Source organism: Rahnella bruchi (assembly GCF_003614975.1).
Classification (GTDB): domain Bacteria; phylum Pseudomonadota; class Gammaproteobacteria; order Enterobacterales; family Enterobacteriaceae; genus Rahnella; species Rahnella bruchi.
This window is the reverse complement of record NZ_QZWI01000011.1, coordinates 32743-58773: the sequence shown is the minus strand read 5'-3', so window position 1 is coordinate 58773 and position 26031 is coordinate 32743. Positions and strand designations below refer to the sequence as shown.

Below are 26031 nucleotides of genomic sequence, written 5' to 3'. Positions count from 1 at the left end.
TTTAGGAAATACTCATTTCCTAATAAATATTAAAGGAGAAACACCATGACTCATAGTCTGCCTTCCGTTCCGGTAACCACCGCGCCCTTCAGTACGCCTGATGCCACACTTGCCGGATTTCATCATCATTACGCCACCGTTGACGGCGTACGAATGCATTACGTGTGTGGCGGAAATCAGGACGGCGAAGCTCTGCTGCTGTTGGCCGGTTTTCCGCAGAGCTGGTTTGCATGGCGTCATGTCATGCAGGAATTGAAGGAGCATTTCTGGCTGGTGGCACCTGATTTACCGGGTCAGGGGGATTCCGACCGGCCAGAAACCGGTTACGACACGCAGAGTCTGGCGCAGAAAACTCACGGGCTGATGCAAACTCTCGGTCACACAAGCTATTTTCTGGTCGCCCACGATGTCGGTGCCTGGGTGGCTTATCCGTATGCGGCGCTGTACCGGACTGAGGTAAAACGCCTGGCGCTGCTTGATGCCGGTATCCCAGGAATTACCCTGCCGGATGCGCTGCCGGTCACGCCGGATAAATCATGGAAGACCTGGCACTTTGCGTTCCACACTCTTCCCGATCTGCCCGAAGCGCTGATTTCTGGCAATGAACGCATTTATCTGGACTGGTTTCTGCGCAGCAAAACCGCAGCGCCGGATGCTTTTACCGATGAGGACATCAGCGAGTATTTACGCGTATTCCTCAAAAGCGGCGGGCTGCGTGCCGGGCTGGCGTATTACCGTTCCGTCATGGTTTCCGCTGAGCAAAACCGTGAGCTGAACAGTCAGGGAAAATTACAGGTGCCGTTGCTGGCAGTGAGTGCCGATCAGGGGTCTATCCCGGATATGGCCGTGCCACTGCGTGCTTTCGCCGAAAACGTGACCGGAATTATTATCGCCAACAGCGGTCATTTTATTCCCGAGGAGCAACCGCAGGCGCTTGCCCGCGAACTGCACAATTTCTTCACAATGTGATATGCAGATTTGTTGAATTTTTTATGGTAAAACGGCCCGTCAGATTGTTTGTTAATTATTTGCATCCACAATAATTGCCGGGCTAACTTGTCGCATGCGACCAGCAGACACGGCAGCTTTCATTTTTCAGGGATTTGTCATGTCTTCTTCTTCCGTTAATCCGGATTCGCTGTTAGCACACCGCTCGTTTGTGGCGTTCTGGATAGCCCGCGCGGCGTCCAGCTTTGGTTTCCAGATGCTTTCCATTGTGGTGAGCTGGCAAATCTACTCGATTACCGGAAGGGCGTTTGATCTGGGGCTGATCGGTCTGGTGCAGTTTTTCCCTTCTGTCGCACTGGCGCTGGTCGCCGGTCACGTGGCAGATCAGTTTGACCGCCGTCGTGTGGTACTGATCGGACAAATCGCCGAATGGGTGGCGATTGCCGCGCTGGCTTATTTGTCGCTGACGCATCACGTTAACGAAGTCATTATCCTCGGCCTGATCTTTATCATTTCGACCGCCAAGGCCATGGAAGCGCCGTCGCTGCAATCGATGCTTCCGGCGCTGGTGCCGCCGCATTTACTGGCACGGGCGATGGCCGCCAACAGCGTTTCAGGCCAGGCGGCGTCTATGGTTGGCCCTGCGCTCGGCGGTTTTTTGTATGTCGCGGGAGCGGGCGTCGCTTACTCGGTCTGCGCCTGCCTCTATCTGCTGTCGATTGTGATGGTCAGCCGTTTACGTTATGAACAGGCACCGCCACGCCGGGTGCCCGCGACGTTTAAAACTCTGTTCGCCGGGATCAGCTTTATCCGCGCCCGTCCGGATGTGCTGGGCGTAATTTCTCTCGACTTGTTTGCGGTTCTGCTCGGCGGTGCAACCGCCCTGCTGCCCATTTTTGCCCACGACATTCTGCATACCGGCCCTTGGGGATTGGGTTTATTACGCGGTGCACCGGCGGTCGGCGGATTAATTGTCGGTTTCTGGCTGAGTCACCGTGCGCTGACACGTAACGTCGGGATGACCATGTTTGCCGCTGTGGCCGGTTTCGGCGCAGCCACGCTGGTGTTCGCATTTTCCACCTCGCTGTGGCTATCAATGCTGGTCCTGTTTGCACTCGGCGGATTCGATATGATCAGCATGGTCATTCGCGGCGCGCTGGTGCAGCTCGACACGCCGGACGATATGCGCGGACGCGTCAGCGCGGTTAACTCCATCTTCATCAACACCTCGAACCAGCTCGGCGAATTTGAATCCGGCCTGCTGGCGGCCTGGGTCGGCGCAGTCCCCGCGGCAGCCATTGGTGGCATCGGAACGCTGGTTGTCGTCGGCTTATGGATGACCTGGTTCCCCGGTCTGCGTAAACGACAGAAACTGGAAAATGAAGTCGTGGAAGCGTAAAGGCAGTAAGGGGAATTTTGTAACTGGAACAATTCAGAATTCCCCAATATAATCAGCTCATTCATTCACCAACGTTATACATAAGGAGGATCCCCATGCTGACCCGTGAATGGTTTTTATATTCACCTGTCTTTGGCGATCGTCGCTGCTCAGGCGTTTCCGGCTCCGTGCCGCGATAACCTGTCTGAGCGAAGCTAACTGACAAACTGAGTTCTTCCCTCCGGCTTACCGGTTATCGTCGGCGTTATTGACGAGAGGCATTTTTTTGCCCGAAAACCTGAGTAAGCATCATGACTTTACTGTCTGCACAATCTGTATCTTTCGATAATTCCTTCGGCCCTTTGCTGGCTGAGATTTCCTTCGGCCTGAAAAAAGGCGACCGCATCGGCCTTATCGGCCACAACGGCTGCGGCAAAAGTACCCTGCTGAAAATCCTCAGCGGCGAACTGGCGGCAACATCCGGCAGCGTTACGCTGGCGAACCAGTGCCTGATGGCCCGCGTCGAACAACATCTGCCTGAAGCACTGAACCATCACACCCTGCTGGAATCTGTTCTGAATCATCTGCCGCCGGGTCTTCATCAGCCAGAACTGTGGCAGGCGCAGGTGCTCCTTTCCACGCTGGGGTTCGATGAATCCGCCTGGCAACTGACGGCCGGCACGCTGAGCGGCGGGCAACACACCCGCCTGCTGCTGGCCCGCGCGCTGATCCGCCAGCCCGATTTACTGCTGCTCGATGAGCCCAGCAACCATCTGGATTTACCGACGCTGTTATGGCTGGAGCAGTTTCTGAAAAACTGGAACGGCAGTTTCGTGCTGGTTTCTCACGACCGCAGCCTGCTCGACAATGTGACCAACAGCACGTGGATCCTGCGCGACAAAACCCTGCAATTTATTCGCCTGCCATGCACGCAGGCACGTCACGCGCTGGAGGAAAAAGACACCTCCGACGCCCTGCGCAGAAAAACGGAACAAAAGGAGATCGACCGCGTCACCAAAAGCGCCAAACGTCTGGCGCTGTGGGGCAGCGTTTACGATAACGAAGGGCTGGCGCGCAAGGCCAAGCAAATGGAAAAGCAGGTCGACCGGCTGAAGGATGATCAGACCGAAGTCACCGCCGGTAACCAGTGGAAACTTAAGCTTAGCGGCGAAGCGCTGGCGGCTGACCGGGTTCTGGCGCTTTCAGGTTTGCAGGTTCGCCCGGCGCCTGATGCCCCGGTCCTGTTCACGCTGGATGATATGCGCATCAAAAGCGGTGACCGTATCGCGCTGGTCGGGCGCAACGGTTGCGGAAAATCTTCCCTGTTGCAGACGTTGTGGAACGCCTTCAGCCAGACGGAGTCACTCCCGACCGGTGTGACTTTCCATCCACGCGTGCGTGTGGGTTATTACGATCAGAATCAGCATCAGTTACAGGATGATGATTCTCTGGGTGACGCGCTGTCGAACTTTGCGCCGCTGACGGAAGAGCAGCGGAAAATGGCACTGATTGGCGCAGGATTCCCGTTTATCCGTCATCAGCAAAAAGTGAGTACGCTCAGCGGCGGAGAACGTTCCCGGCTGTTGTTTATCGGGCTGACGCTGGCAAATTACTCGTTACTGCTGCTGGATGAACCGACCAACCATCTGGATCTGGAAGGCAAAGAGGAGCTGGCGGAAACGCTGAAAACCTTCAGTGGCGCGGTGCTCTTAGTTTCGCACGACCGGACGCTCATCGAACAAAGCTGTAACCGGTTCTGGCTGGTGGATGAACAACGGCTGGAGGAATGGCATACCATCGCGCCGGTTTACACTGTGCTGGCGGGTTCTCCTCCCCCTGCTGAACCCCTCTCACCACCAGGCCAGTCCGACGTTGCGGTTACAGAAGTCACAGAAGAAGAGCAACTGCTGGCGGAACTGGTGGAATTGGAACACCGCCTGGCAGAGGATGTGGCGCGCAAACCAAAGCATCAGAAACCTGAACTGCAACGTGAGTGGCAAACGCAAATTGCCCGACTGAGTACATTGTTAAGTCTTGATTAACTGCTGATTATTCATTCAATGGCCTCAGGGACGGGGCCTATATTTATAAATAAACGGAAAGTTTATTTGCTGGCTGTACGTTTTCACGAACATTGTATGTTAAAAAATAGTATTCGATTTTCATCTGAACCCTGCGTTCCTGTCTTCCGCCGGAGAGACTATGTTTAACGTTTTACGTGCTGAACCCAAAACTACCTTTGAATATGGGCCGTTTCGTATCCGTCGTATGCGACCGGGACAAATCCAGCCTGAGAAAAACGATGACGCGTTCGGCCCTCTGAGCGTTATCGATCACGCCACGCTTGAGCAAGGCACGCTGGTGAAAATGCATGAGCATAACAACGACGAAATCCTCAGCTATATGTGGCGCGGTTCGATGGTGCATGAAGATTCAGCCGGGAACCGCGTTCCTCTTTCTCCGAAGCAACTGATGATGATGAATGCCGGTGAAAGCTTCTGGCATGAGGAATCGACGCCGCTGGTATCGGCAGAAATGTTGCAGATCTTTATCCGTCCGCGCACGGCAAATCTGGAGGGTCGCGTGCAGTTTATGGCACGCCCTGACGGCATAAAAAGCAATGAGTGGACGCTGCTGGCTGCGCCGGAAGGCATTGAGTCCCCGCTGGAAATCCGCCAGGCGGTATATGTTTATGACATCCGCATGGATGACAACACCACCACCGAAATTCCTTCATATGCGGGATTTGCTCAGTGGTTATATGTAATGGATGGCGAAATCAGCGTGGGTGATGTCACGCTTTCTAAAGGTGACGCCATCAGTGATGAGGATAGCGGTTTAACTGCTGCGACTGCGGGCAAAGACACGACACTGGTGTGTTTTCTGGTGTGCCTGGGCGCACAAGCGATTCTCGAAGGCACTATCAGCGGGAAATAATAAGAAGCAAGCTGTAGAAATGAAAAAGCCCCAGTCGTTAAACCGGGGCTTTTAAGGTACTATCAAATTAATATTTAACATTCATCAACTTAATTACGTGTACTGCTCAGATAAAGCAACTTCTTAAGATGTACATATTTTCACAGGATATATTTTTGAATCTGGGTAACGCTATCCTCCTATAACATTGTGGAATAACATCGGTATCCTGTTGATTTCATCTATACCGGTTTTCAGGCGGGATAAATGAGTACATCACCCTCGCGATATATACTCTTTGATGCGTGGCCTTACTCTCGTCGCGACATTCTCGATTTCATACTTACGTACCCAAATCGCGAACATTACTCTAACTAACAAGGCGTTACATCATCGCGTTTTAGTCCACATCATGCGATTGCACAGCTTTACTGCGTGGCCTTAAAGCATCATCTCACGGACTTTCAATTAACGTCCGGTGTTGAATCACCCATACTAAAATACTTCGTAGCCTTTATCGCATCTCATTATTGGCAAGTTTATCAACTTGCTAAATGCACCGCGAAATAAAAATTTCTTTTCACTTCTCTCTGGTGCTGAGTTCTAATCTACTCGCTATATGTTGTGTGTCAACCCTGTATTTTCGAACAGGGTTTTTTATTCTTTAAAGATAAGAAACTGTAATGAAATCTGTGAGCTGCGCCTAAGATATCGGGCATGCTATTAACCTGAAAATTGCACAATGATAATATTTTGTACACATTTCCAGTGTTATTTCCCTGTGTCACTTCCTGAATGCCCTGCTCAGCTTCTGAATCTGCGATTTTGTATCAGCAAACTAGTTCAGCAGTGTACAAGACACTTCATTTGCACTATATTGCCGCGCTTAAGACCAAAATCGCAGCACAAAACAGCGATTCATGATCAATATTCAACTCATTTCTTTTTCAGCCATTCTTTCGACGAATTCTGATAAAAGCCACGCGAGGATACGCACTATGGCGACGCTTTCCGTAACCGCCCCGCAACGTTCAGTACTGGGCGGCGCAATGATTATTGGTGGAACGATCATCGGCGCGGGGATGTTTTCCCTGCCGGTGGTGATGTCCGGCGCCTGGTTTTTCTGGTCAGTGGCCGCACTGATTTTCACCTGGTTTTGCATGCTGCATTCCGGCCTGATGATCCTTGAAGCAAACCTTAACTATCCGGTGGGATCGAGTTTCAATACGGTGACCGGCGATCTGCTGGGTAAGCACTGGAACCGGCTGAATGGCATCACTATTGCGTTCGTTTTATACATTCTGACTTACGCTTATATCTCCGCCAGCGGTTCGGTTATCCAGCATACTTTGCGCGAAATGTCGGTGAGTTTTTCTCCCCGCCTTGGCGGTCTGCTGACCGCACTGGTCGTGGCCTTTATCGTCTGGCTGAGCACCCGGGCAGTGAGCCGTATGACCGCTATCGTGCTCGGCGCAAAAATCATCGCCTTTTTCCTGACATTCGGCAGCCTGCTGTGGCATGTGAAACCGGTGAATCTGCTTAACAGCGTCGAGATCAACCCGAGCTATATGCCTTATGTGCTGGCGACGCTGCCCTTCTGTCTGGCGTCATTTGGCTATCACGGCAATGTGCCGAGCCTGATGAAGTACTACGGCAAAAATCCGCAGATCATCAAAAAATGTCTGCTGCTGGGTACGCTGATGGCGCTCGGGTTGTATATCATCTGGATGCTGGGGACGATGGGCAACATTCCGCGTCCGGAATTTATCGGTATCGCCGAGCGTGGCGGCAACATTGACGTGCTGGTGCAGTCGCTGAGTCAGATCCTCAACAGTGCCGGTCTGGATTTGCTGCTGACTATTTTCTCCAACTTTGCGGTTGCCTGTTCATTCTTAGGGGTAACGCTGGGCCTGTTTGATTATCTGGCCGACCTGTTTACATTCAGCGACAGCCGCACGGGTCGCTTCAAAACGGCGCTGGTCACCTTTGTTCCGCCGATTATCGGTGGAGTGATTTATCCCGACGGTTTCATTTATGCGATTGGTTTTGCCGGTCTTGCAGCGACCGTCTGGGCGGTGATTGTTCCGGCGCTGATGGCGCGTGCATCGCGTCAGCGTTTTGGCAGCCCGCTGTACCGCGTGTGGGGCGGCAATAAAATGATCGTACTGGTGCTGCTGTTCGGCGTGCTCAATGCAGTGGTACATATTTTGTCGAGCGTGAATTTACTGCCGGTATATCGTTAAAGGCCGCCTTGCTTCTGTTCTTCGGCACCACCATATCGGTAAATGACAGCAACGCTGAATGACTGAAACCAGAGGTGATAGATGAACGTGTTGATATTTGGGGCCAGCGGTATGGTCGGACAAGGTGTGCTGCGCGAGTCTCTGGCAGCTCCGGATGTGGAAAGTGTGACCGTGGTCGGGCGGTCGCCGCTGGCGCTGGAAAACCCGCGACTTCATCAGCAAATCTGGCCGGATCTGATGGCAGAAGAGCGCATTGCCACGCTGCCTGATAACGCCGATGCCTGTTTCTTTTGCCTCGGCGTCTCCTCAGCGGGAATGACGGAAGCCCAATATTCCAGACTGACGTATGACCTGACGCTGGATATCGCGTCAGCGTTAGTGAAAAAGAATCCGGCGATGACTTTTATCTATGTTTCCGGTGCAGGCACCGACAGTTCTGAACAAGGGAAAAGCATGTGGGCGCGGGTGAAAGGCCGGACCGAAAATGCCCTGCTGAAACTCGGTTTCGCCAACGTTTTCCTTTTACGTCCAGGCGTCATTCAGCCATTACACGGAGCGCAATCCAAAACCCGCAGTTACCGGATACTGTACACCGTGATGGCTCCGCTGTTGCCGTTGCTGCGTAAGGGGTTCCCTGATTCAGTGCTGAGTACTCAAATTATCGGCAACGCCATGCTCAATGCTGTGCGTCAGGGGTATCCGAAAGCGATACTTGAAACGGCGGACATTGCCCGTCTGGGGCGCTGAGAACCCGAAACATATTAAAAAAATCCCCTGCCAGCCAGGGGATTTTTTTCACGTTCGTTTCACATTAACGGCTCAGATCCCCGCTTAATCCCGGCCCGGCAGAGGGCACCAGCACCCGCGTTTTACCATAGACAATGGTCAGAATCGCCGGAACGGTAAACGCCACCGCAATCGCCAGCACTTCATAAATCATTTTCGAATCCGGGCCGCTGAATAATCCCAGCTCAAACACGTTCAGGACCGGCAGGAAACTGTAAGTTTTCACGCCCAGCAGACCGGTTATCGCGCCACCCAGTGCCGCGCCTACGCTGCCGAACACAAACAGCATTTTGTATTTCAGATTCACGCCGTAAAGCGCGGGCTCGGTAATCCCAAAGAAAGCAGAGACGGAAGCCGAAATCGCAATCTGCTTATCACGGATATTGCGGGCAATGAAAATCGCCCCGAACGCCGCACCAAACTGCCCCATCACGGCGGACATAAACATCGCCATAATCGTGTCGTAACCGTTGACCTGAATGTTGATCAGCGCCAGCGGAATAATGCCCCAGTGAACGCCGAACACCACGAATATCTGCCCGATCCCCGCCAGTAAGGCCCCGGAAATCACCGGACTCAGGTTGTACAGCCAGGCATAGCCGCTGGCGATCCCCACACCGATATAATCAGCCACCGGCCCGATGACGGTAAAGACCACAAAGCCGCAGATAATCAACGACAGACACGGCACAAAGACCAGCGCGGCAATTTCAGGAATGACCTTTTTCAGCCAGCGTTCGACATAACTCAGGAACAGTACCGCGAAGACCGCCGGGATCACCGCGCCGCCATAAATTTTAACGTTCAGCGCCAGTCCCATAAAGTGAAATGCGCCGGGAATACCGGGGTCGGTCAGCGGAAATATCATTGCCGCAGTCAGCGCCAGCGCGGTGAATTTGTTCGCCCTGAAACGCTCGGCGGCCGTCACAGCGATGAACAACGGCAGCATGACAAACACGCCGCTGGCAAGTGCGTTGAACACAGTAAAAACGTAAGAATGGGGATCCACCAGATTCAGGGTTTGCAGCAGCACCACAATCCCTTTGACCACCCCGACACCGGCCAGCACGCCGATGTACGGCGTGAAAATGGCCGACAGCGTCGCCAGTAAACGATTGATCAGAGACCCCTGAGTCATCGCACCCGGTTCTGCGGCAGACTGCCCGCCAAGAGAGGCCTGGATCGCCGCAAAGACCTGCTCTACTTTTGGGCCAATCACAATCTGAAACTGACCGGGATTCTCCACCAGTTTTACGACTTCAGACAGCTTGTACAGTGCCTCTTTTTTCACTTTCCCGGCGTCTTTTAGCGTGAAGCGTAAGCGGGTTGCGCAATGTGTCAGGTGTTGTATGTTTTCTGATCCCCCCACGTTTTCAATAATCTGCGGGGCAAGCTGACTGAATGTAGCCATGATGATTCCTCAGTTTCAAGGTTAGAACGCAGGTGTTGAACTCAGACGAAGTCGCCCGGTTTTGTTTTACTTTTGACGGCGACGCCAAAGTCGGTAAAGATGCGTTGTGGCAGGTTATTACCTTTCGCTTCAGCAATATGATGAGCGAGGATCTGGAACGGGATCACCATCAGCAGCGGCGCAATGAATTCATCCACCGGCGCGTTGATGGCCAGTGTGCGCGGATCATCGCTTTGGCCGAGTTTCAGCGTGTAAACATAATCCGTGTACTTTTGCTCGTAGGCTTTCAGCAGCAGCAATCTTTCCCGCGCAACGCCGGGCGTGTCGATAAAGAACATCCGATGGCTGGCATTCACCTCAAAATACGGACCGTGCATGAACGCTTCTAATTCCACGCCCTGGGAAGGCACGCGAACGGTCTCCGCGAACTTGGTCTCCATTTCTTTAATCACCCCGACAGCCGGACCATAACCAATGGCGGTAAAACGCGGCGAACCGGTCAGTTCTTCCTGCCATTCTTTAAAGAAAGTTTCTGTGGCAGAAATAACGTCAGGAATACAACTCACGGCAGCAGTTAATTTATCCAGTTCAGCCCTTTCCTGTTCTGAACTGATGAGCCCGTTAATTCTGGCGGTATAAACACCCAGTAACATAAATTTAAATATAGTGGCGATATATCCTTTGGTGACATATCCCACTTTCTCTTCACCTATTTCAAGATCAATAACATGGTCAACGGTTGTGGCTAATTCACTCTTTAAATTCCCGGTCATGCCGTAGGTCGTTACCGAATAACTTTCGCGGATATATTTAATGGCATTCAGCGTGGAGGTACTTTCCCCACTTTGCGAAACTCCGATGACAATGCGCACCGATTCGTCGAACTTTTCGTAATGCTGGAAATGGAAAGGTTCCACGACGCTTATCCGCACCCCCGTCAGTTTCTCAACGTAAAACTTGGCGCTCAAAATGGCATTGATGCTGGAGCCTGTTGCCATCACCAGCCAGTTGGCAGGGTCAGTTATCACCGGTAAATCATTAGGATAACGGGAAATAATCCCTGCGAGCGTCGCCTGTTCTTCCTGGATGTAAGTCATCATGGTCGGTTTCATCTGGTTCTCCTCTAGGTTAAAACCTGAAAACGTTTTCAGGTTTTAACCTAGAGGAGGACAGGGTACGTTGTCAACGGACTTGTCAGCAATTGTGGGCGGGATCAAAAAATATCATTTCGGGGAAAAGCAGGATACTAAAAATGACTCAGGGCGTAATACGAGGAAGTATTACGCCCTGAGTGAAAATGGATAACAGAAGAATAAACTACGCTGACTCACCGCTGATCAGGTGAAGAGGAATTTTTACCGGCGGTATTTTCTGCTCATTATTTTCAAGCAATAACATCAGCCGCGACATCACTTCCCTGCCAATGAGTTTATTCTGGTGGTCGACCGTCGTAATACGGGGAATATAATATTCACTGCCGGGAAAATATTCACAACTGGCTACCGCAATATCCTGAGGAACATTGAGATGATTGTCTTTCAGCGCGCGGATAGCGCCTTTGGCAACATGGTCATTAATACACACCAGCGCCTGAGGCAGCGGTTTATTCAGAGCCAGTAATTGCTCTATGGCCTGATATCCATGTTCAGAATAGAAGTTATTTTCGATAATAAATTCATCGGTCACGGTTAAGTTTTCACGCTCCAGCGTCTGGCGAAAAGAAGCGACACGCTGACGCGTGATATACACATTTTTAGAGCCACCGATAAAGCCAATCTGCTGATAATTCTGGCCGATCAGATGTCGCGTCACCCGCTCCACGCAGCCGGTCTGGTCGCGCTCAATGCAGGAATAATCAATCCCGTCCAGTTCGCGCCCCACCACCACCACCGGAACCGTGGCGCACAAATGCGTTAACGCCTGAAGGTAAGGTCCGGGCACGTCGTTATAATCGATATTGCCGCCAAGAATAATCACGCCATCGATCTGACTGTCGGTTATGGAACTGAAAATGTTTTCTTCAGAAATGATGTCTGTGCTGGATGACGACTTATTTGCCGATTGCGTATCATAAAGCGTGACCTTATAACCCGCCTGCAAACTTTCGTGCTCAATCTGCGTGACCAGCATGACGAAATAAGGATTGCTGATATCAGAAACAATGATCGCAAGCGTCCGGGTTTTCTTGGAAATCATGCCGCGCGCCAGCAAATTCGGGCTGAAATTATTCTCCTGAATAACCTTCTCCACCCGGCTGCGGGTTTTGTCAGACACCCAGTTATTTTTATTCAGCACCCTGGAAACGGTGGTGATCGACACGTTCGCCAGTTCAGCGATATCCTTGATTGTCAGCGTTTTTTTCATTTTTTCCCTTCCCTATTTCCGGTTCATACTAAGGCAACGGAAACTGGGATGCAAAGAGACGGATCACAGGGTTTTCTGATAAAACGCCAGCACCGCACGGGGCGCAAAAGTGAAGATGACGTAATCCCGGCCATTAAGAGTAAATTCACCCGATTCCGTCATCGGATAGTGGCGATGAATAAGCAACGACTTGTGATTTTCCTTATCCACAAACGCCACGCCGAGTGCGAAATCCGCCTGCAACGTCCGGCAGATGTGCAGCAACAGTTGAGTCAGAATGCCCTTACCGCGATATCCCTTTCTGACACTGACCGGTCCGTAGAGAAAAATCTTCTCAGCTTTGGCGACACCGCTTTCCCGTACTTTCTGATAAGCCGCCAGCGCAGGGCCGTTTTTCGCCACCCCCCCCGGCGAAGTCATGGCAAGGCCGGAAATCAATGAGTTTCCGGCGTCACGGCTGACAAAGATTCCGCTTTCCGACTGAATAGCCGCAAGTTTCTCCGCTGCCAACGTCCCCTGGGTAAACCCTTCAGTTTCCCTCTGCTCCGCCGTCAGGTTATCGCCTTTCGAGGCATTTAAAATGCTGAGAATTTGCTGAATATCGCTGCTGTCAGATCGGGTGATGTCCATTTTTGCGCCTGTAAGGAGTCAGTGCAGTAAAGATTAGTCCAGTTTCGTATTGGCGTTCAGCGGTTCGCCGGTGGCGTAGAACTGACCGCCAGCGATGTAATGCAGGCTGCGCTGTGAAGGATCGGCATCTTCGAAATGCCAGTGGCCGTCTTTGAAAACACGGGTATCCGCCCAGGCTCCGACGATTTCGCCGATAAACAGGTCATGCGCTTGCTGGTTATGTGGCTCAGGGATCAGCTTACAGGCCAGCCAGGCGGTACACCCGGCGACGAATGGCAGATCACCGTGGCCTTGCATGCGAAACAGTTCTGCGCCGCAATGCTGTAATTTATCCGGGTCGGTTCTGAGCGTTCTGTTACCCAAATCATAAGTCATTTGCAGCTGCGCCACGGTCGGCACCTGAATGACAAAATAACCGCTTTGCTCAATCAGCTCACGGGTTCTGGCTATTTTATCCAGCACCACAGTCAGTTTTGCCGGTCTGAAATCCAGCCCGCACACCCACGAGGCTGACATCACGTTGTCCGTACCCTTGTGATGGGCGGAAACCAGCGCCGTCGTGCCGTGATTTATCAGGCGGTACGCTTTTTCCAGTTCTACCGGTGCAAATTGTTGGGTCATCAGAATCTCTCAGAAAAGTGAATGCAATGCGCAGAATGACAAACCTGCCGCACTGACACTATGCATTTGGTGCCGACTGACGGGATTTTAGCGGTTTGCGTAAAAGGTGAATGGCTAATGCCAGCAGGAAAAGCATAGCCTGAATCAGCACAATCGCCGGACCGGTGGCGGCATCGATATAAAAACTGATAAAAGTGCCGGACACGGCGGCAATAAGTGACGCCGTCACGGCAACCATGGTCATTTTCGGCAGCGTTTTACACAACAAAAACGCCGTAATGCCGGGGGTTATCAGCATTGCGACCACCAGTACCACGCCCACGGCCTGCAATGCCGCCACAATGGTCAGCGCCAGCATACACAGCAACGCGTAGTGATAAAAACGCACAGGCAGCCCGACCACTTTTGCCTGCACCGGATCGAAACAGAACAGCATCAGGTCTTTGAATTTGATGATAATCGCCAGCGTCACCACCAGCGCGATGATTAGCGTTTGCAGCATCTCACTGTCAGTCACGCCCAGCACATTGCCGAACAAAATATGACTGAGATGCTGCTCGGTATTTACACGGGAAAACAGCACCAGACCGGCCGCAAACATGCCGGAAAAGACAATGCCCATCACCGAATCTTCTTTGACCCGGCAATGCTCTTTGATAAACCCGGTCGCCACCGCGCAAAAAAGACCGGAGCCAAACGCGCCAATCACCAGCGGGATCCCCGCCACATAGGCCAGCACCACACCGGGTAATACCGCGTGTGAAATTGCATCGCCCATCAGCGACCAGCCTTTGAGCACCAGAAAACAGGAAAATATCGCGCAGACAATACTCGTCGCCATCGCGGTCAGCAGCGCACGCTGCATAAAGTCGAAGCTCATTGGCTCCATCAGCACATCAAACCAGGTCATCATGCGCGGCTCCGCCGTTTGATACGCACATGACTGGTCAGCCAGCCGTGTTTTGGCGCGAATAAAAACGCCAGCAGGAAGACTGTGGTTTGCAGACAAACGATGACACCGCCGGTGGCGCCATCCAGGTAATAGCTCAGCCATGCCCCCGCCGCGCTGGTCAGCGCGCCGATAATCACCGAAATGATCAGGACATGTGAGAAGCGGTCGGAAAGCAGATAGGCGGTCGCCCCCGGCGTGATCACCATCGCAATCACTAAAATTGCGCCGACGGTTTGGAGCGCCGCCACACTGCACGCGCTGAATATCGTGAAGAAAATAATTTTGAGTCGCAGCGGAGAAAGTCCGACTGAAACCGCATGGGCTTCGTCAAAAAATACCGCCAGCAGGTCGCGCCAGATAACGCAAAGCACCAGCAGGGAAACGCCGACAATAATCTGCACCTGCAAAATATCGGCGTCATCGATACCTAAAATATTCCCGAACAGAATCGACTGCACATTCACCGAGGTCGGGTTGAGTGAAACCAGCAACAATCCCAGGGCAAAAAAAGTGGAGAACACGAAGCCGATGATCGCGTCTTCACGCAGCTTAGTGAAATGACGCAACAGCGTCATGGAAAGCGCGGCCAGAATACCGGTACCGAATGCACCGATGGCATAAGGAAAACCCAGCGCGTACGCCCCCGCCACACCCGGCACCACCGAATGCGACAGCGCGTCACCCATCAGCGACCAACCTTTGAGCATCAGATACGCCGATAAAAATGCGCACACCGCGCCAACCCCGGCGCTCACCCAGATGGCTTTCACCATGTAGTTGTACTGGAATGGCTCTAGCAGCAGCTCCGTCATATCGCCCGCCTCACCGGCTCTTGCGGTACTAAATAACCGATATTTCTCAGTGCGCCGCCAAAGGTGTTTTCGAGATTCTGATGCGTAAAAGTGGTTTCAAGCGCACCGGCCGCGATGACCGTACGGTTGATCAGCACCACGCGGTCACAGAAATCCGGCACGCTGGCGATGTTATGTGTCGAAACCAAAATCAGGTGTCCTTCTTCGCGCAACTGAAGCAGAAGTTCAATAATGGCGTTCTCGGTTTTGATATCCACACCGGTAAACGGCTCGTCAAGCAACATGACCCGCCCTTGCTGTGCCAGCGCCCGTGCCAGAAAAACACGTTTTTTCTGTCCGCCGGAAAGCTCACCAATCTGTCGGTGCGCCAGGTCGGTCAGGCCGACACGCGCCAGTGCCGACACAACCTGTTTTTTGTCCTCTGCCGACGGGATCCGCAAAAACGACATTTTGCCGTAGCGCCCCATCATCACCACATCACGCACCAGCACCGGAAAATTCCAGTCCACGTCTTCCGATTGAGGTACGTAAGCGATGAGGTTCTGTTTAAGGGCTTTCGCCACGTTCATGCCGTCCAGCATCACGCTGCCGTGCGTCGGACGGATGATCCCCATAATGGTTTTAAACAGGGTGGATTTTCCGCTGCCATTCACGCCGAGCAGCGCGCAGATCGAACCGCCGCGCAGGGTAAACGAGGCATTTTCAATCGCGGTATGACCGTTGTTATAGGTCACCGAAATATCGTCAACGTTGAGATGCAACGCGGCCTCACTCATTGTCCGAATCCTTCTGCGATGGTGCCGACGGTGACTTTCAGGAGATCGATATACGTCGGAACCGGTCCGTCAGCGGCTGACAACGAATCGACAAACAGCACGCCGCCGTATTTCGCGCCGGTTTCCTTACTGACCTGTTTTGCCGGTTTGTCTGAAATCGTGCTTTCACTGAATACCACCGGGATATTTTGCTGGCGCACCAGGTCGATGATTTTTTTCACCTGCTGCGGCGTGCCTTGTTCTTCGGCGTTGATCGGCCACAGATAGGCTTCTTTCAGGTCGTAATCCTTTGCCAGATAACTGAACGCGCCTTCACTGGTCACTAACCAGCGCTGCCCGGCCGGGATTTTTGCCAGCCGCTCACGCAGCGGCGCATCCAGCTGGCTGATTTTTTGCGCGTAATCTTTGGCGTTACGATCATAAATGGCGGCATTTTCAGGATCGTATTTCACCAGCGCGGCGCGGATATTTTCGACATACACCAGCGCGTTTTTAGCCGACATCCACGCGTGCGGATTCGGATTCCCCAGATACGGCCCTTCCTGAATAGGCAGCGGCGTAATGCCGTCCGTAACCGTCACCGAAGGCACATGTTTGATGTTGGCGAAGAAGCGCCCGAACCAGCGTTCAAGATTAAATCCGTTCCAGAGAATGAGATCGGCAGACTGCGTTTTCACGATATCCCGTGGCGTGGGCTGATAGTCGTGGATCTCCGCGCCAGGTTTGGTGATCGACTCTACGGTCGCGGCGTCACCGGCGACGTTCTGTGCGATATCCTGGATCACCGTGAAAGTGGTCACCACTTTAAACTTTTTCTTGTCCTGATTTGCAGTCTGGCCTGCCGCCTGCGCATTGCCGGTGATCAGCGCGACTATCATGCCGACCAGCATCAGCCGCAAGCGAAACGGCGAATGGCTGAATAAATTTAAGATGTCTCGTCCCTTTTCCATGAAATCTCTCCTGTCATTCCGCGCATCAAATGGCGGTTTATTATTCAGATATAGCACAGGCTATACTCCATAGCCAAGGCAAAGTTTTCATAAATTGGTAGATATGTGGACTTGGTTTACAATGCGAGGGTTGCTGCGGTGAGCGCAGCTGCGGTGGAAAACCGTTGAGCAAGAAAGAGGCAGGCGTAGTGAAAGATAAAAAAATGAATCCATTACTGGATGTGGAAGAACACGCGCAAGGTTTCTTACAGGTGCGCGAGGCGCATCGCCGGGAATTAATGGATGATTACGTTGAGCTGATTTCAGATCTCATTCACGAATTTGGCGAAGCGCGGCAGGTCGATCTGGCTGCGCGTCTGGGTGTGTCCCAGCCGACGGTGGCCAAGACCCTGAAACGCCTGGCCAATGCCGGACTGGTCCATCAGCTGCCTTATCGCGGAACCTTCCTGACGCCGGAAGGTGAGAAACTGGCCGCGGAAAACCGTGAACGTCATAACGTGGTCGAAGCATTCTTCATCGCGCTAGGCATCAGCGCCGAAACCGCTCGCCTGGATGCCGAAGGTGTGGAGCATCATGTCAGCGATGAAACGCTCGAAGCTTTTCGACGCTTTACGGCAAGCCGTAAATAACACCGCAATGGTGAATTTTTAGATTTTCCGCCCGGGGCTGCTGCGGCAAAACCGGGTCTGAAACGTCAATGTCCCCGACGCTAAACCCCCGGACGTAAACAAACGTTTGTTGCTGAATTTTTTGGTCACAATTGCTGCCACAGCCTTGTCGAATCCCCCCTAATCTCCCGCCAACCTTTTAGCCACAACCGGCGTATCGTTATCCTCAGGAGTGGTGGATTTTTATCACTTCGGACATCCGGTCAATGTGCTTCGAGGTCGTTATGAAAAGGCTGTTGTTGTTGATGCTTGCTGCCGGCGCGCTGATGTCGGCCAGTCCTGCGTCGTTCGCCTACGGTTATTATGGTCATGGTTACTACGGTCACGGCTACGGTCACGGTTATTACCATGGCGGCTATTATCGCGGAGGCTGGTATGGGCCAAACGTGGTCATTGGTATTCCTCCGCCGGTCTATTACGGGCCACCTGCTGTCATTTATGCTGCGCCGCCACAGCCGCAAACGTATGTCGAGAAACCACCGGTGTATGCGTATTACTGCCGTAATCCGGCGGGATATTACCCGCAAGTCCCGGCCTGCCCGCATGGCTGGATGAAAGTGGTCGCAGGCCCACGTTAACAGGCGATATAAGTCATGAACAGGTTTACTCCGGTGGCGGTACTCGCCTTAGCCGCAGCTTTGTCCGGCTGCGTTTCTCCTCCAACCCGGCCAGATGTGATGGTATTACCCGGCACGGGAAAGGATTATCAACAGTTTCAGATGGATGAAATGTCATGCCGCAATGCGGCCTATGGCAATGTGAGCGGCGGCGCACAAACCGCCAGTAATAATGCCGCCGGTACTGCAGCAGCAGGCACGGTCGTTGGCGCGGCCGCCGGAGCATTGATCGGTGCAGCGTCGCATCAGGCCGGACCGGACGCGCTGATTGGTGCAGGCAGTGGTTTGCTGATTGGCAGCGCGATGGGCAGTAATAATGCGGGTGCCAGCAGCGGCGATTTGCAGGATCAGTACGATACGGTCTACACACAATGTATGTACGCCAAAGGCAATAAAGTACCGGTAGACGCCAGCTACGGTGACAGTTCAGATCAGCCACCGCAGTCGCCGGTTCCACCGGATTACTCTCCTTCCCAGCCCGGTAACAGTGACGTTCCGCCAGACTACGTGCCATAAAGCTCTTTGCACAATGCTAAAAAAGGCTGCCGTTTTATGCGGCAGCCTTTTCGTTTTAATGGATATTAAACCGCTTATGCGAACGGCGCGCGACCGTTCAGCACGTCATCAATCACTTTCAGCACACCCTCATCACGGTTGGATGGCGCAACGTATTTCGCAGCGGCTTTCGCCGGTGCCGACGCATTTTCCATCGCAAAACCGTAACCGGCGTAACTGAGCATTTCCAGGTCGTTACCGCTGTCGCCAAACGCCAGCACTTCGTCATCACGGATCCCGTAGATTTGCTGGATTTTTTGCAGACCGCAGGCTTTGTGATTCCCGCTGATGATCAGATCCACAGAGCCATGACCGCTGGTCACCGGCGCAACTATCCCGCCAAGATTCGCGTTAACTTCACCCATCAGCGGATACACATCGTCTTCCACATAGCTCAGTGCAAATTTGAAAATCGTATCGTCGATTTCTTCGTAATGTTGCACTTTGGTCAGGCGGTGATAGTAACGGCGCATGCGGCTGATGAAGTCCTCATCTGTGCCAGCCAGCACATACGCGCCTTTGCGGCCACAAACGATGGTGTTGATGCCAGGCGTCCGGCTTATCCAGTTCAGCACCTGTGTGACCTGTTCAGATTTGAGCTCGCCGCAGTAAATTTCCTGTTCCTTATCGACCACATACCCGCCGCCTTCTGCGACATAAGCAATTTGTGTATCAAGGTCATCAAAGAAGGATTTCAGCTGGTAATACTGGTTGCCGCTCGCCACCACAAATTTAATGTCACGTTGCAAAAGTTGCTGATATTGCTCACGAAAGCGGGCTTTATTGTATTCGTGCTGCGGATTGAGAAACGTTCCATCCATGTCTACGGCGATAAGTTTTACGGCCATTACTGCTCCTTACAGAGTCGGATTCTAAATCAATCAGGGTAAAAGATGGCTGGCGGTTTTTACGCGCCAGCTGGCAAATTTGCCACTCAGTTATAAATCATTGGACTTTGAAAACAATCAATACTTCAGTTTGTATGCGCCAAGCGTGATAACCAGAAACGCCACAGCGACCGCTGAAAAGGCGACATACAGACTGGAAAGATGGGCAATAAAACCGATCAGCGCCGGGCCACCCAGCACGCCGAGGTAGCCGAGTGTGGCGACCATTGCTACCGCCATATTTACCGGCATCACTTTTTCCTGACCGGCCAGCGTGATCAGCACCGGCACAATATTCGCGGCGCCAATCCCGACCAGCGCAAATCCGCACAACGGCAGGATCCAGCCAGGCAATAACACCACCATCAGATAACCGGCGATACCCAGAATGCCGCCGATTATCAGAATACGTTTACGCCCCAGCGCGCTGACAATCGCGTCACCGGTCATGCGCATCAGCGACATCGCCACGGCAAAGACCGCAAAGCCCCAGCCAGCATGTTCAAGCGCCAGACCGCGATCTTGCGTCAGGAATACGCCGCCCCAGTCCAGCACCGCGCCTTCGGCCATAAAACAAATCATCGCCATTACGGCCATCAGCATCAGACGGAAATTCGGTCTGGCCTTCTGCTGTCCTTCCTCTGGTTCTTCATGTGCGCCAAACGGCAGCAGTCCCCGAAAGGAATATGCCGTTACTACGACGACCAGCACGACGGCAAAAAATGTGCTGCCGAGCGGCGTGATACCGGCGCTGAGCAGCAACGCGCCGCCACCGGCTCCGGCGATCCCGCCCACGCTCCACAGACAATGAAAGCCGGACATTAGCGGTTTATCCGCCGCCTGTTCCACCAGCGTGCCCTGCACATTGACGGCAACATCCGCCAGCCCAATCCCCATGCCGAAAATAAACAGGCTGAGCGCCAGCAGCCAGATGTCACTGAAAACGGCCAGAAGCGGCAACATCAGACAGTATAAAATCACCGCCGCGACGATCACCGCACGACAGCCGAACTTGCCGATAATCCGTCCTGAAACGAGCATCGACAGCAGCGAACCGGCACCGAGACACAACAGCAGTAACCCGAGATCGCCCGCCTCTGAATGCGTGCGCAACTGAGCGTACGGAACCAGCGCTGCCCACAGCCCCATCGCCATACCGGTAACAAAAAAGATCGCCCGCGTCGCCACACGCCGGACAGGACTTCCGGCATGAATACCGGTGCGCTCTATTTCAGATGACAGTGACATCAGGTTCTCCCGCAAGGTGAAGTTAGTTATTAAAAGTCTTTTAATAAGTCCGCAGTATAAGGCCGCATTAAACAAAGTCAACCGGCGTTATTCACCAAATGCGATGTGTAAATTGTAGTTGCTGAGCGTCAGTTCTGTGATGCCTTGCAGATAATCCTGACGCATCGACGGGCGGTAAGTCAGCTGCGGCATATGCTGCGCGGGAATGTGCCGCTGACAAAGCGTGGTCAGTTCAGGCAGCAGCGCTTCGCTGATTTTCGGGCCGGAAAGCGCAATGGTGGCCGGATTGATAATCGCGGTCAGCGAGACAATCACCTTCGCCATTTCTTCAGCGACCGGCAGTTTATCCAGTCCTTCAAACGGCAGATTTGAGACTTCTCCGGCAAACTGGCTGGCACCCTGTAATACCTGACCGTTAATCACCATGCCGCACCCCAGACAAGGCACCTCCGGCTTAAAAAGATACGCCACCGGCGCGGTGATACCTGTACAACTGCTGCGGTAAAAACCCCACGCGGTATAGTTCATGTCGTTATCCGCCTGAACATAAATTCCGAACCGTTCACGCAGTTGCTGCTCGACCGCCACACCGGCAAATGCACTGATATCACAGGTCGCCACGGTTCCCTTCACCACTACGCCCGGCAGACCAATGCCCAGCGCTTTAATGTCAGGATAATCGGCGATCAGGCTGCCAATTTGCTGATAAAACCTCGCCAGCGACAGCGGTAAAAAACGGATTTCACCCTGCGCCAGACTTTCACCGGTGGCTGAGTTTACTGACCAGACAATCTGCGCGGCGGCGTCACTGCCCTGCGCGTAAATGCTGAGCACTGAGAAATAATCCGGATTATACGCATAGCGTTGTGCCGGTCGTCCGCCGCGTGAGACTTCCATTTCCAGCGCCAGCACTTCCCGCCGCTGGCTCAGGTCATTGAGCACCGCGCCGCAGGTGGCGATACTCAGACCTGTGGCCCCCGCCAGTTCCGCCTTCGTCGCCGATCCCAGTGATTTCAACGCATTCGTCACCAACACGACATTGTTTATTTTCATTTCACGGGTGGTACGGTTTGAAGGAATGATCATGGTGCCTCGGGAATGCGGGTAAGAATTGGGGTAATTTAGCACAAAGTGGCCGGCTGGAGAGATCGTTGATTTTCAGGTGGACCAACCTGCATACAAGTCACAAGCTGGCCTGTTTTTTAATAATTAAAGGCAAGAAACACGTCTTTTAACCATATTCCGAGAATAATCTGACCGGTAAAACATCTCTCAGCGTCGGATGGATATTTCTCAATTTCCTGTCCTCCGGGGGTTGATAATGCCCGCTGTTGTTTGACCAGTGAATCATCCTGCCATTCACTATTGTTGTTTCTCCGGCATATAATGCCGTAGCGCCATTCGATACGGTGGTATGTCCCTCTACAGTATTGCTGAGAGAACAAAATATAATGTCTGGATGTTGCTCTTTAATGACGAAAGTATAATGCCCATGCGCCATCTGGCTTACCGAATCGGCTCTTAAAATATCACCTACTCGATTCACCGGGATGGTCATATACCGGGATTGCGCATGATCCAGCGTTAACTTCAGCCGCAGATCTGAATTGGGCGGGAATTGCGGTTGCAATCCTCCCCACAGGCGAGTCGGTACCGGCAGGTAGAAGGTGTTGATTAACGTGTCAGCAAATTCATCAGGGAGATTATTAGGTAAAGGCATTAGCGCCTGTCCCAGGAATCGCTGTAGATCAGATTGCCATCATGGTGTTTCCACGTGATTTTTTCGTAACGGAGCTCCACTGTTTCCATGTGGTTTTGCAATCTGGCCGCGGGGGTTTTGTAGTTGTGCATGAAAGGGGAAATCGACACGACGTGAACATTCTCCATTAACATATTGAAATACTCTTCTTCCTGCCCGGCATCACTTATCCGGTACCACTTCAGTTCGGCTGATTTTAACTGGATACCTTCAGAGACTGCCTTATAAAGGAATGGTGATGAGGTATCAAACTCTTTTTCAAATCGCAAAGGTGAGTGGACCCTGTTACCCATGATTTTCCCTGAATGCCCGTCAACCGGAAGATACATTCCGTGACTAAAACTGATCACCTCCACACTTCCTTCACGTCCGTTAACGTCGACAGAGCCTTTTATATCCGCGCCACCATCATCTTTCAGCCATATATATCAAGGAATAGCCATTTTAAACGTCCTTTTATTTAATAAATGAGAATTCATAATGCCATTATTTAAATAAAACAAAAGACGCCTAAATCCTGTGTGCATATTTACTGCTCAGTGGTATTGATGCCATGAATTATGAATGATTAAATAGTAATCCTGGCTAATCTCAGAGTTTAAAATACACTTACTCCTCCTTGTATTTGGTTATTTTCGAGGTATCTATGATTTCTCACATCTGTATCGGCGTTAATGATTTCAGGCGGGCTTTTACTTTCTATTCAGCAGTGATGGCAGAACTGGGTCATGTACTTAAGTTTTGCGACGAGGAAAAACCCTGGGCGGCGTGGATGGCACCTGGCGCGCCAAGGCCGTTGTTTGTTATCGGCCAGCCTCATGACTACGGAACAGCCAGTGCGGGAAACGGTCAGATGGTGGCATTACTGGCAGAGCGGCGCGATACCGTGGACCGGATCTACCAGTTCGCGATGGCAAACGGCGCGACAGATGAAGGCGCACCGGGACTACGTCCGCATTATCATGCGGATTACTACGGTGCCTATTTTCGGGATGCCGACGGCAATAAGCTGTGTATTTGTTGTCATCATCCTGAGTCCCTTTCGCCCCTTTAGCCGAAGTTTTGTACCCACCTGCCCAGCTCATTTTCGGCTACGCCTTCGTGATGCCCGTCAGTGAAACAGGCGCCGGTCACCGGTTCAGGGAGATCCGGGAAGTGATAGACCGCGTTCACGCACGACGGGCCGCCGCCTGAATGACCGGCTGAGCGCCCGGCGTTCCCCATTGCGCCGCTCATCAGTCCCAGCGCGTATCCGCATTCTGTCCACGGACGCCCTTCGAGGGCTCCACCTAGCGGAATTGTCGCCTGCATTTCTGCCAGCGATGCTGCACTCAGAAGTTTACCGTTGAATAATCCGTGCAACAGTCTGGCGGCGTCCTGTACATTCCCCGCCAGACAGCCGTGATACACCCAGCCCGGATGGTATTTTCCGGCAGCTTCGCAGTGAAGTTGGGCAAATTCTTCGCGCGTGGTCACAGGCGCGATGCTGGCCAGCCCGAGCGGTGTCGTGACGATATCTGCCACCAGTTGCGCGAAACTCAGCCCGGATGCCGCTTCAATGTGTTCGCGTGCCAGCATGTAGCCGATATTGGAATAAGACCATCCCGCACCCGGCGCAAACAGCATGCCTTTGGCTAAAGCGACACTGAGTAATTTTTCGCGCGACCAGGGGTTTTCTCCTGCATCGACGGCTTCGTGATAAGTTTTCAGCGCGCCATAATCCGGCAAACCGGCGGTATGATTGAGCAATTGCCGCAGCGTGTAAGCCCCGCCATCTGTGCAGCTATCCAGATCCACAACCCTACTTTCACAGAGTTTCAACGCGCAAATGGCGATCACGGTTTTCGTGAAGCTCCAGTAAGGGAAACGCGCGCTTAAATCGCCTTCTCCCCTTTCTTCGCCGGAGGCTGAAATACAATAAGAATGGAAATTCTGCATGGCGGACCCCATCGCATCAAAGAAAACGGGCGCTGATTAAAGCGCCCGCCGTATCACAATACTTTACTCAAAAACTCGCGGGTTCGCGGGTTTTCCGGTGCAGTAAACAGTTGCGCCGGTGGCCCCTGTTCCTGAATCACACCCTGATCGATAAACACCACGCGGTCGGCCACCTCACGGGCGAAGCCCATTTCGTGCGTCACGATCACCATCGTCATGCCTTCGAGTGCCAGCTGTTTCATGACTGCCAGCACTTCGCCGACCAGTTCCGGATCCAGCGCAGAGGTGGGTTCATCGAAAAGAATGATCGAAGGTTCCATTGCCAGCGCACGGGCAATCGCCACGCGCTGTTGCTGACCGCCGGATAAACTGGAAGGCCAGGCATCGATTTTGTCGATCAGCCCGACTTTTTGCAGCAGCTTTTCGGCACGCATTACCGCTTCGGCTTTCGATAAACCTTTCAGTGACATCGGCGCCATAATCAGGTTTTCCAGCACCGTCATGTGCGGGAACAGATTAAAGCGCTGGAAGACCATACCGACGCCGGAACGCAGCGTGTTCAGGTTGGTTTTCGGATCGTGCACCGCAAAACCGTTCACCACCACTTCGCCACCGTTGGGCTTTTCCAGCGCATTCAGACAACGCAGAAAGGTACTTTTACCGGAGCCGGAAGGCCCGATGATGCACACCACTTCTTTCTCTGCGATGTCACAGGAAATACCGCGCAACACGTGGGTTTCGCCAAACTGTTTCTGTAAGTCCTTAACGTGAATCACTTTTGCCAAACCTCTTTTCCATGTGTTGTACGAGTAGCGAGAGCAGGAAAGTCAGAACCCAGTAAACCAGTGAAATGGTCAGGTAGGGTTCCCAGTAGGTGGCGTATGCGCCGGAAACGGTACGCGCGGCATACGCCAGATCAGCAAGGCCAATCGCTGAAGCCAGCGAGGAATCTTTCACAATCGCGATGGCGTTATTACCGAGCGGCGGCAGAATTCGGCGAAACGCCTGTGGCAGGATAACCTTGCGCATCGTTTTGCCCCAGCCCATTCCCAGCGCGCGGGAAGCTTCCATCTGACCGTTGTCGATAGACTGAATACCGGCACGGAAAATCTCGGAAACATAGGCTCCGGCGTTGAGGGTGATCGCCACCACGCAGGATAAGAATGCGCCGTAATCAGAGCGCAGTGCGCGGGCAAAATCCGAAGACATCAGGCCGTTCACCACTAAAATGCCGTCACGCGGATTAATAAACAGCGGCACTAAGGCAAAGTGAACCACCATAATCTGCACAAACAGTGGCGTCCCACGAAAGGCACTGACGTAAATACGCACCGGCCATTGCACGGCAAAACGCAAAACGTGTTTCCATGGGCCGTCGTCGGCGCGGGCCATCCGTCCGAGCCCCAGCAGCAGGCCCCAGGTGGTGCCTAAAATCACACAAATAATGGTGCATTTGATGGTCATCAGTGCGCCCTGCACAAACAGCGGCGCATATTCTGAGATTATCTCCCAGCGAAATCCGGTCATACCTGTCCTTGTTAAGGGGCGTTTTACCGCCCCTGCTTCACGTTG

Annotated in this window: 27 protein-coding genes; 10 read left to right on the top strand and 17 right to left on the bottom strand. The window is 52.8% G+C overall.

Annotated features, from left to right (window positions below; all coding sequences use genetic code 11):
• Positions 1–45: 45 nt before the first annotated feature.
• From D5398_RS17525 to D5398_RS17500, 6 genes are all read left to right on the top strand, one after another.
• On the top strand, positions 46–969 hold the full coding sequence (locus tag D5398_RS17525) for an alpha/beta fold hydrolase (RefSeq protein WP_120508774.1): 924 nt from the start codon (positions 46–48) through the stop codon (positions 967–969).
• A gap of 139 nt (positions 970–1108) precedes the next feature.
• On the top strand, positions 1109–2347 hold the full coding sequence (locus D5398_RS17520) for an MFS transporter (RefSeq protein WP_120508773.1): 1239 nt from the start codon (positions 1109–1111) through the stop codon (positions 2345–2347).
• A gap of 287 nt (positions 2348–2634) precedes the next feature.
• Complete coding sequence (locus D5398_RS17515; RefSeq protein WP_120508772.1) at positions 2635–4368, top strand: ABC-F family ATP-binding cassette domain-containing protein; 1734 nt, start codon at positions 2635–2637, stop codon at positions 4366–4368.
• 160 nt (positions 4369–4528) lie between these two features.
• Entirely contained in the window at positions 4529–5263 is a 735-nt protein-coding gene (locus D5398_RS17510; RefSeq protein ID WP_120508771.1) for a pirin family protein, read from the top strand.
• Between the two features lie 977 nt (positions 5264–6240).
• The gene (gene mtr / locus D5398_RS17505) at positions 6241–7485 is read left to right on the top strand and encodes a tryptophan permease (RefSeq protein WP_120508770.1); all 1245 of its coding nucleotides are present in this window, start codon (positions 6241–6243) and stop codon (positions 7483–7485) included.
• Positions 7486–7566: 81 nt separating this feature from the next.
• On the top strand, positions 7567–8232 hold the full coding sequence (locus D5398_RS17500) for a Rossmann-fold NAD(P)-binding domain-containing protein (RefSeq protein WP_120508769.1): 666 nt from the start codon (positions 7567–7569) through the stop codon (positions 8230–8232).
• A gap of 64 nt (positions 8233–8296) precedes the next feature.
• Here D5398_RS17500 and D5398_RS17495 read toward each other — a convergent pair whose 3' ends face one another.
• From D5398_RS17495 to D5398_RS17455, 9 genes are all read right to left on the bottom strand, one after another.
• Positions 8297–9682 carry a PTS transporter subunit EIIC gene (locus D5398_RS17495; RefSeq protein WP_120508768.1) on the bottom strand — a complete coding sequence of 462 codons (1386 nt, stop codon included), beginning with the start codon at positions 9680–9682 and terminating at the stop codon, positions 8297–8299.
• A gap of 41 nt (positions 9683–9723) precedes the next feature.
• Complete coding sequence (locus D5398_RS17490) at positions 9724–10794, bottom strand: SIS domain-containing protein (RefSeq protein ID WP_120508767.1); 1071 nt, start codon at positions 10792–10794, stop codon at positions 9724–9726.
• A gap of 205 nt (positions 10795–10999) precedes the next feature.
• Positions 11000–12046: a LacI family DNA-binding transcriptional regulator gene (locus tag D5398_RS17485; RefSeq protein WP_120508766.1), complete on the bottom strand. Its 1047-nt coding sequence runs from the start codon at positions 12044–12046 to the stop codon at positions 11000–11002.
• Positions 12047–12109: 63 nt separating this feature from the next.
• Entirely contained in the window at positions 12110–12676 is a 567-nt protein-coding gene (locus tag D5398_RS17480; protein ID WP_120508765.1) for a hypothetical protein, read from the bottom strand.
• Between the two features lie 33 nt (positions 12677–12709).
• Entirely contained in the window at positions 12710–13297 is a 588-nt protein-coding gene (locus tag D5398_RS17475) for a flavin reductase family protein (RefSeq protein ID WP_120508764.1), read from the bottom strand.
• 58 nt (positions 13298–13355) lie between these two features.
• Positions 13356–14210, bottom strand: coding sequence for a metal ABC transporter permease (locus D5398_RS17470; protein ID WP_120508763.1), 855 nt, complete (start codon positions 14208–14210; stop codon positions 13356–13358).
• Positions 14207–15061, bottom strand: coding sequence for a metal ABC transporter permease (locus tag D5398_RS17465; RefSeq protein ID WP_120508762.1), 855 nt, complete (start codon positions 15059–15061; stop codon positions 14207–14209). The genes D5398_RS17470 and D5398_RS17465 overlap by 4 nt, the downstream gene beginning before the upstream one ends.
• Positions 15058–15837: an ATP-binding cassette domain-containing protein gene (locus D5398_RS17460; protein WP_120508761.1), complete on the bottom strand. Its 780-nt coding sequence runs from the start codon at positions 15835–15837 to the stop codon at positions 15058–15060. Before D5398_RS17460 ends, D5398_RS17465 begins: the two co-directional genes overlap by 4 nt.
• On the bottom strand, positions 15834–16787 hold the full coding sequence (locus tag D5398_RS17455) for a metal ABC transporter substrate-binding protein (RefSeq protein ID WP_120508760.1): 954 nt from the start codon (positions 16785–16787) through the stop codon (positions 15834–15836). The genes D5398_RS17460 and D5398_RS17455 overlap by 4 nt, the downstream gene beginning before the upstream one ends.
• 188 nt (positions 16788–16975) lie before the next feature.
• On the opposite strand from D5398_RS17455, the gene mntR reads away from it, so the two are divergent.
• The 3 genes from mntR (at position 16976) to D5398_RS17440 (ending at position 18588) form a co-directional block, all read left to right on the top strand.
• Positions 16976–17416, top strand: coding sequence for a manganese-binding transcriptional regulator MntR (gene mntR / locus D5398_RS17450; RefSeq protein WP_120508759.1), 441 nt, complete (start codon positions 16976–16978; stop codon positions 17414–17416).
• A 263-nt stretch (positions 17417–17679) separates the two neighbouring features.
• The gene (locus D5398_RS17445; protein ID WP_120508868.1) at positions 17680–18033 is read left to right on the top strand and encodes a hypothetical protein; all 354 of its coding nucleotides are present in this window, start codon (positions 17680–17682) and stop codon (positions 18031–18033) included.
• A gap of 15 nt (positions 18034–18048) precedes the next feature.
• The gene (locus tag D5398_RS17440) at positions 18049–18588 is read left to right on the top strand and encodes a glycine zipper family protein (RefSeq protein ID WP_120508758.1); all 540 of its coding nucleotides are present in this window, start codon (positions 18049–18051) and stop codon (positions 18586–18588) included.
• Between the two features lie 74 nt (positions 18589–18662).
• Here D5398_RS17440 and D5398_RS17435 read toward each other — a convergent pair whose 3' ends face one another.
• The 5 genes from D5398_RS17435 to tssD all read right to left on the bottom strand — a co-directional run bounded on the left by D5398_RS17435 (position 18663) and on the right by tssD (position 22946).
• On the bottom strand, positions 18663–19475 hold the full coding sequence (locus D5398_RS17435) for a Cof-type HAD-IIB family hydrolase (protein WP_120508757.1): 813 nt from the start codon (positions 19473–19475) through the stop codon (positions 18663–18665).
• Between the two features lie 117 nt (positions 19476–19592).
• Entirely contained in the window at positions 19593–20762 is a 1170-nt protein-coding gene (locus tag D5398_RS17430; RefSeq protein WP_120508756.1) for an MFS transporter, read from the bottom strand.
• 87 nt (positions 20763–20849) lie between these two features.
• Positions 20850–21848, bottom strand: coding sequence for an ROK family protein (locus tag D5398_RS17425; RefSeq protein WP_120508755.1), 999 nt, complete (start codon positions 21846–21848; stop codon positions 20850–20852).
• Positions 21849–21993: 145 nt separating this feature from the next.
• On the bottom strand, positions 21994–22482 hold the full coding sequence (locus D5398_RS17420; RefSeq protein WP_120508754.1) for a hypothetical protein: 489 nt from the start codon (positions 22480–22482) through the stop codon (positions 21994–21996).
• On the bottom strand, positions 22482–22946 hold the full coding sequence (tssD, locus tag D5398_RS17415; RefSeq protein WP_244216791.1) for a type VI secretion system tube protein TssD: 465 nt from the start codon (positions 22944–22946) through the stop codon (positions 22482–22484). Before tssD ends, D5398_RS17420 begins: the two co-directional genes overlap by 1 nt.
• A gap of 221 nt (positions 22947–23167) precedes the next feature.
• Here tssD and D5398_RS17410 point away from each other — a divergent pair, with 221 nt between their 5' ends.
• Positions 23168–23575: a VOC family protein gene (locus D5398_RS17410; RefSeq protein WP_120508753.1), complete on the top strand. Its 408-nt coding sequence runs from the start codon at positions 23168–23170 to the stop codon at positions 23573–23575.
• On the opposite strand, the gene D5398_RS17405 is transcribed toward D5398_RS17410, so the two are convergent.
• Genes D5398_RS17405 through D5398_RS17395 form a run of 3 tightly spaced genes read right to left on the bottom strand, consistent with a single transcriptional unit; the run spans position 23572 to position 25986 of the window.
• Entirely contained in the window at positions 23572–24459 is an 888-nt protein-coding gene (locus D5398_RS17405; RefSeq protein WP_120508752.1) for a serine hydrolase domain-containing protein, read from the bottom strand. The genes D5398_RS17410 and D5398_RS17405 overlap by 4 nt on opposite strands.
• A gap of 53 nt (positions 24460–24512) precedes the next feature.
• The gene (locus tag D5398_RS17400) at positions 24513–25235 is read right to left on the bottom strand and encodes an amino acid ABC transporter ATP-binding protein (protein WP_120508867.1); all 723 of its coding nucleotides are present in this window, start codon (positions 25233–25235) and stop codon (positions 24513–24515) included.
• Positions 25222–25986 (bottom strand): amino acid ABC transporter permease, encoded by a 765-nt coding sequence (locus D5398_RS17395; RefSeq protein ID WP_120508751.1) that lies wholly within the window; start codon positions 25984–25986, stop codon positions 25222–25224. The genes D5398_RS17400 and D5398_RS17395 overlap by 14 nt, the downstream gene beginning before the upstream one ends.
• Between the last annotated feature and the right edge of the window lie 45 nt (positions 25987–26031).

What these genes read in the sequence shown, in the direction of transcription:
- D5398_RS17525 (WP_120508774.1), top strand. Translation starts at nt 46, where the DNA reads ATGACTCATAGTCTGCCTTCCGTTCCGGTAACCACCGCGCCCTTCAGT.
- D5398_RS17520 (WP_120508773.1), top strand. Translation starts at nt 1,109, where the DNA reads ATGTCTTCTTCTTCCGTTAATCCGGATTCGCTGTTAGCACACCGCTCG.
- D5398_RS17510 (WP_120508771.1), top strand. Translation starts at nt 4,529, where the DNA reads ATGTTTAACGTTTTACGTGCTGAACCCAAAACTACCTTTGAATATGGG.
- mtr (WP_120508770.1), top strand. Translation starts at nt 6,241, where the DNA reads ATGGCGACGCTTTCCGTAACCGCCCCGCAACGTTCAGTACTGGGCGGC.
- D5398_RS17500 (WP_120508769.1), top strand. Translation starts at nt 7,567, where the DNA reads ATGAACGTGTTGATATTTGGGGCCAGCGGTATGGTCGGACAAGGTGTG.
- D5398_RS17495 (WP_120508768.1), bottom strand. Translation starts at nt 9,682, where the DNA reads ATGGCTACATTCAGTCAGCTTGCCCCGCAGATTATTGAAAACGTGGGG.
- D5398_RS17490 (WP_120508767.1), bottom strand. Translation starts at nt 10,794, where the DNA reads ATGAAACCGACCATGATGACTTACATCCAGGAAGAACAGGCGACGCTC.
- D5398_RS17485 (WP_120508766.1), bottom strand. Translation starts at nt 12,046, where the DNA reads ATGAAAAAAACGCTGACAATCAAGGATATCGCTGAACTGGCGAACGTG.
- D5398_RS17480 (WP_120508765.1), bottom strand. Translation starts at nt 12,676, where the DNA reads ATGGACATCACCCGATCTGACAGCAGCGATATTCAGCAAATTCTCAGC.
- D5398_RS17475 (WP_120508764.1), bottom strand. Translation starts at nt 13,297, where the DNA reads ATGACCCAACAATTTGCACCGGTAGAACTGGAAAAAGCGTACCGCCTG.
- D5398_RS17470 (WP_120508763.1), bottom strand. Translation starts at nt 14,210, where the DNA reads ATGATGACCTGGTTTGATGTGCTGATGGAGCCAATGAGCTTCGACTTT.
- D5398_RS17465 (WP_120508762.1), bottom strand. Translation starts at nt 15,061, where the DNA reads ATGACGGAGCTGCTGCTAGAGCCATTCCAGTACAACTACATGGTGAAA.
- D5398_RS17460 (WP_120508761.1), bottom strand. Translation starts at nt 15,837, where the DNA reads ATGAGTGAGGCCGCGTTGCATCTCAACGTTGACGATATTTCGGTGACC.
- D5398_RS17455 (WP_120508760.1), bottom strand. Translation starts at nt 16,787, where the DNA reads ATGGAAAAGGGACGAGACATCTTAAATTTATTCAGCCATTCGCCGTTT.
- D5398_RS17445 (WP_120508868.1), top strand. Translation starts at nt 17,680, where the DNA reads ATGAAAAGGCTGTTGTTGTTGATGCTTGCTGCCGGCGCGCTGATGTCG.
- D5398_RS17440 (WP_120508758.1), top strand. Translation starts at nt 18,049, where the DNA reads ATGAACAGGTTTACTCCGGTGGCGGTACTCGCCTTAGCCGCAGCTTTG.
- D5398_RS17435 (WP_120508757.1), bottom strand. Translation starts at nt 19,475, where the DNA reads ATGGCCGTAAAACTTATCGCCGTAGACATGGATGGAACGTTTCTCAAT.
- D5398_RS17430 (WP_120508756.1), bottom strand. Translation starts at nt 20,762, where the DNA reads ATGTCACTGTCATCTGAAATAGAGCGCACCGGTATTCATGCCGGAAGT.
- D5398_RS17425 (WP_120508755.1), bottom strand. Translation starts at nt 21,848, where the DNA reads ATGATCATTCCTTCAAACCGTACCACCCGTGAAATGAAAATAAACAAT.
- D5398_RS17420 (WP_120508754.1), bottom strand. Translation starts at nt 22,482, where the DNA reads ATGCCTTTACCTAATAATCTCCCTGATGAATTTGCTGACACGTTAATC.
- D5398_RS17410 (WP_120508753.1), top strand. Translation starts at nt 23,168, where the DNA reads ATGATTTCTCACATCTGTATCGGCGTTAATGATTTCAGGCGGGCTTTT.
- D5398_RS17405 (WP_120508752.1), bottom strand. Translation starts at nt 24,459, where the DNA reads ATGCAGAATTTCCATTCTTATTGTATTTCAGCCTCCGGCGAAGAAAGG.
- D5398_RS17395 (WP_120508751.1), bottom strand. Translation starts at nt 25,986, where the DNA reads ATGACCGGATTTCGCTGGGAGATAATCTCAGAATATGCGCCGCTGTTT.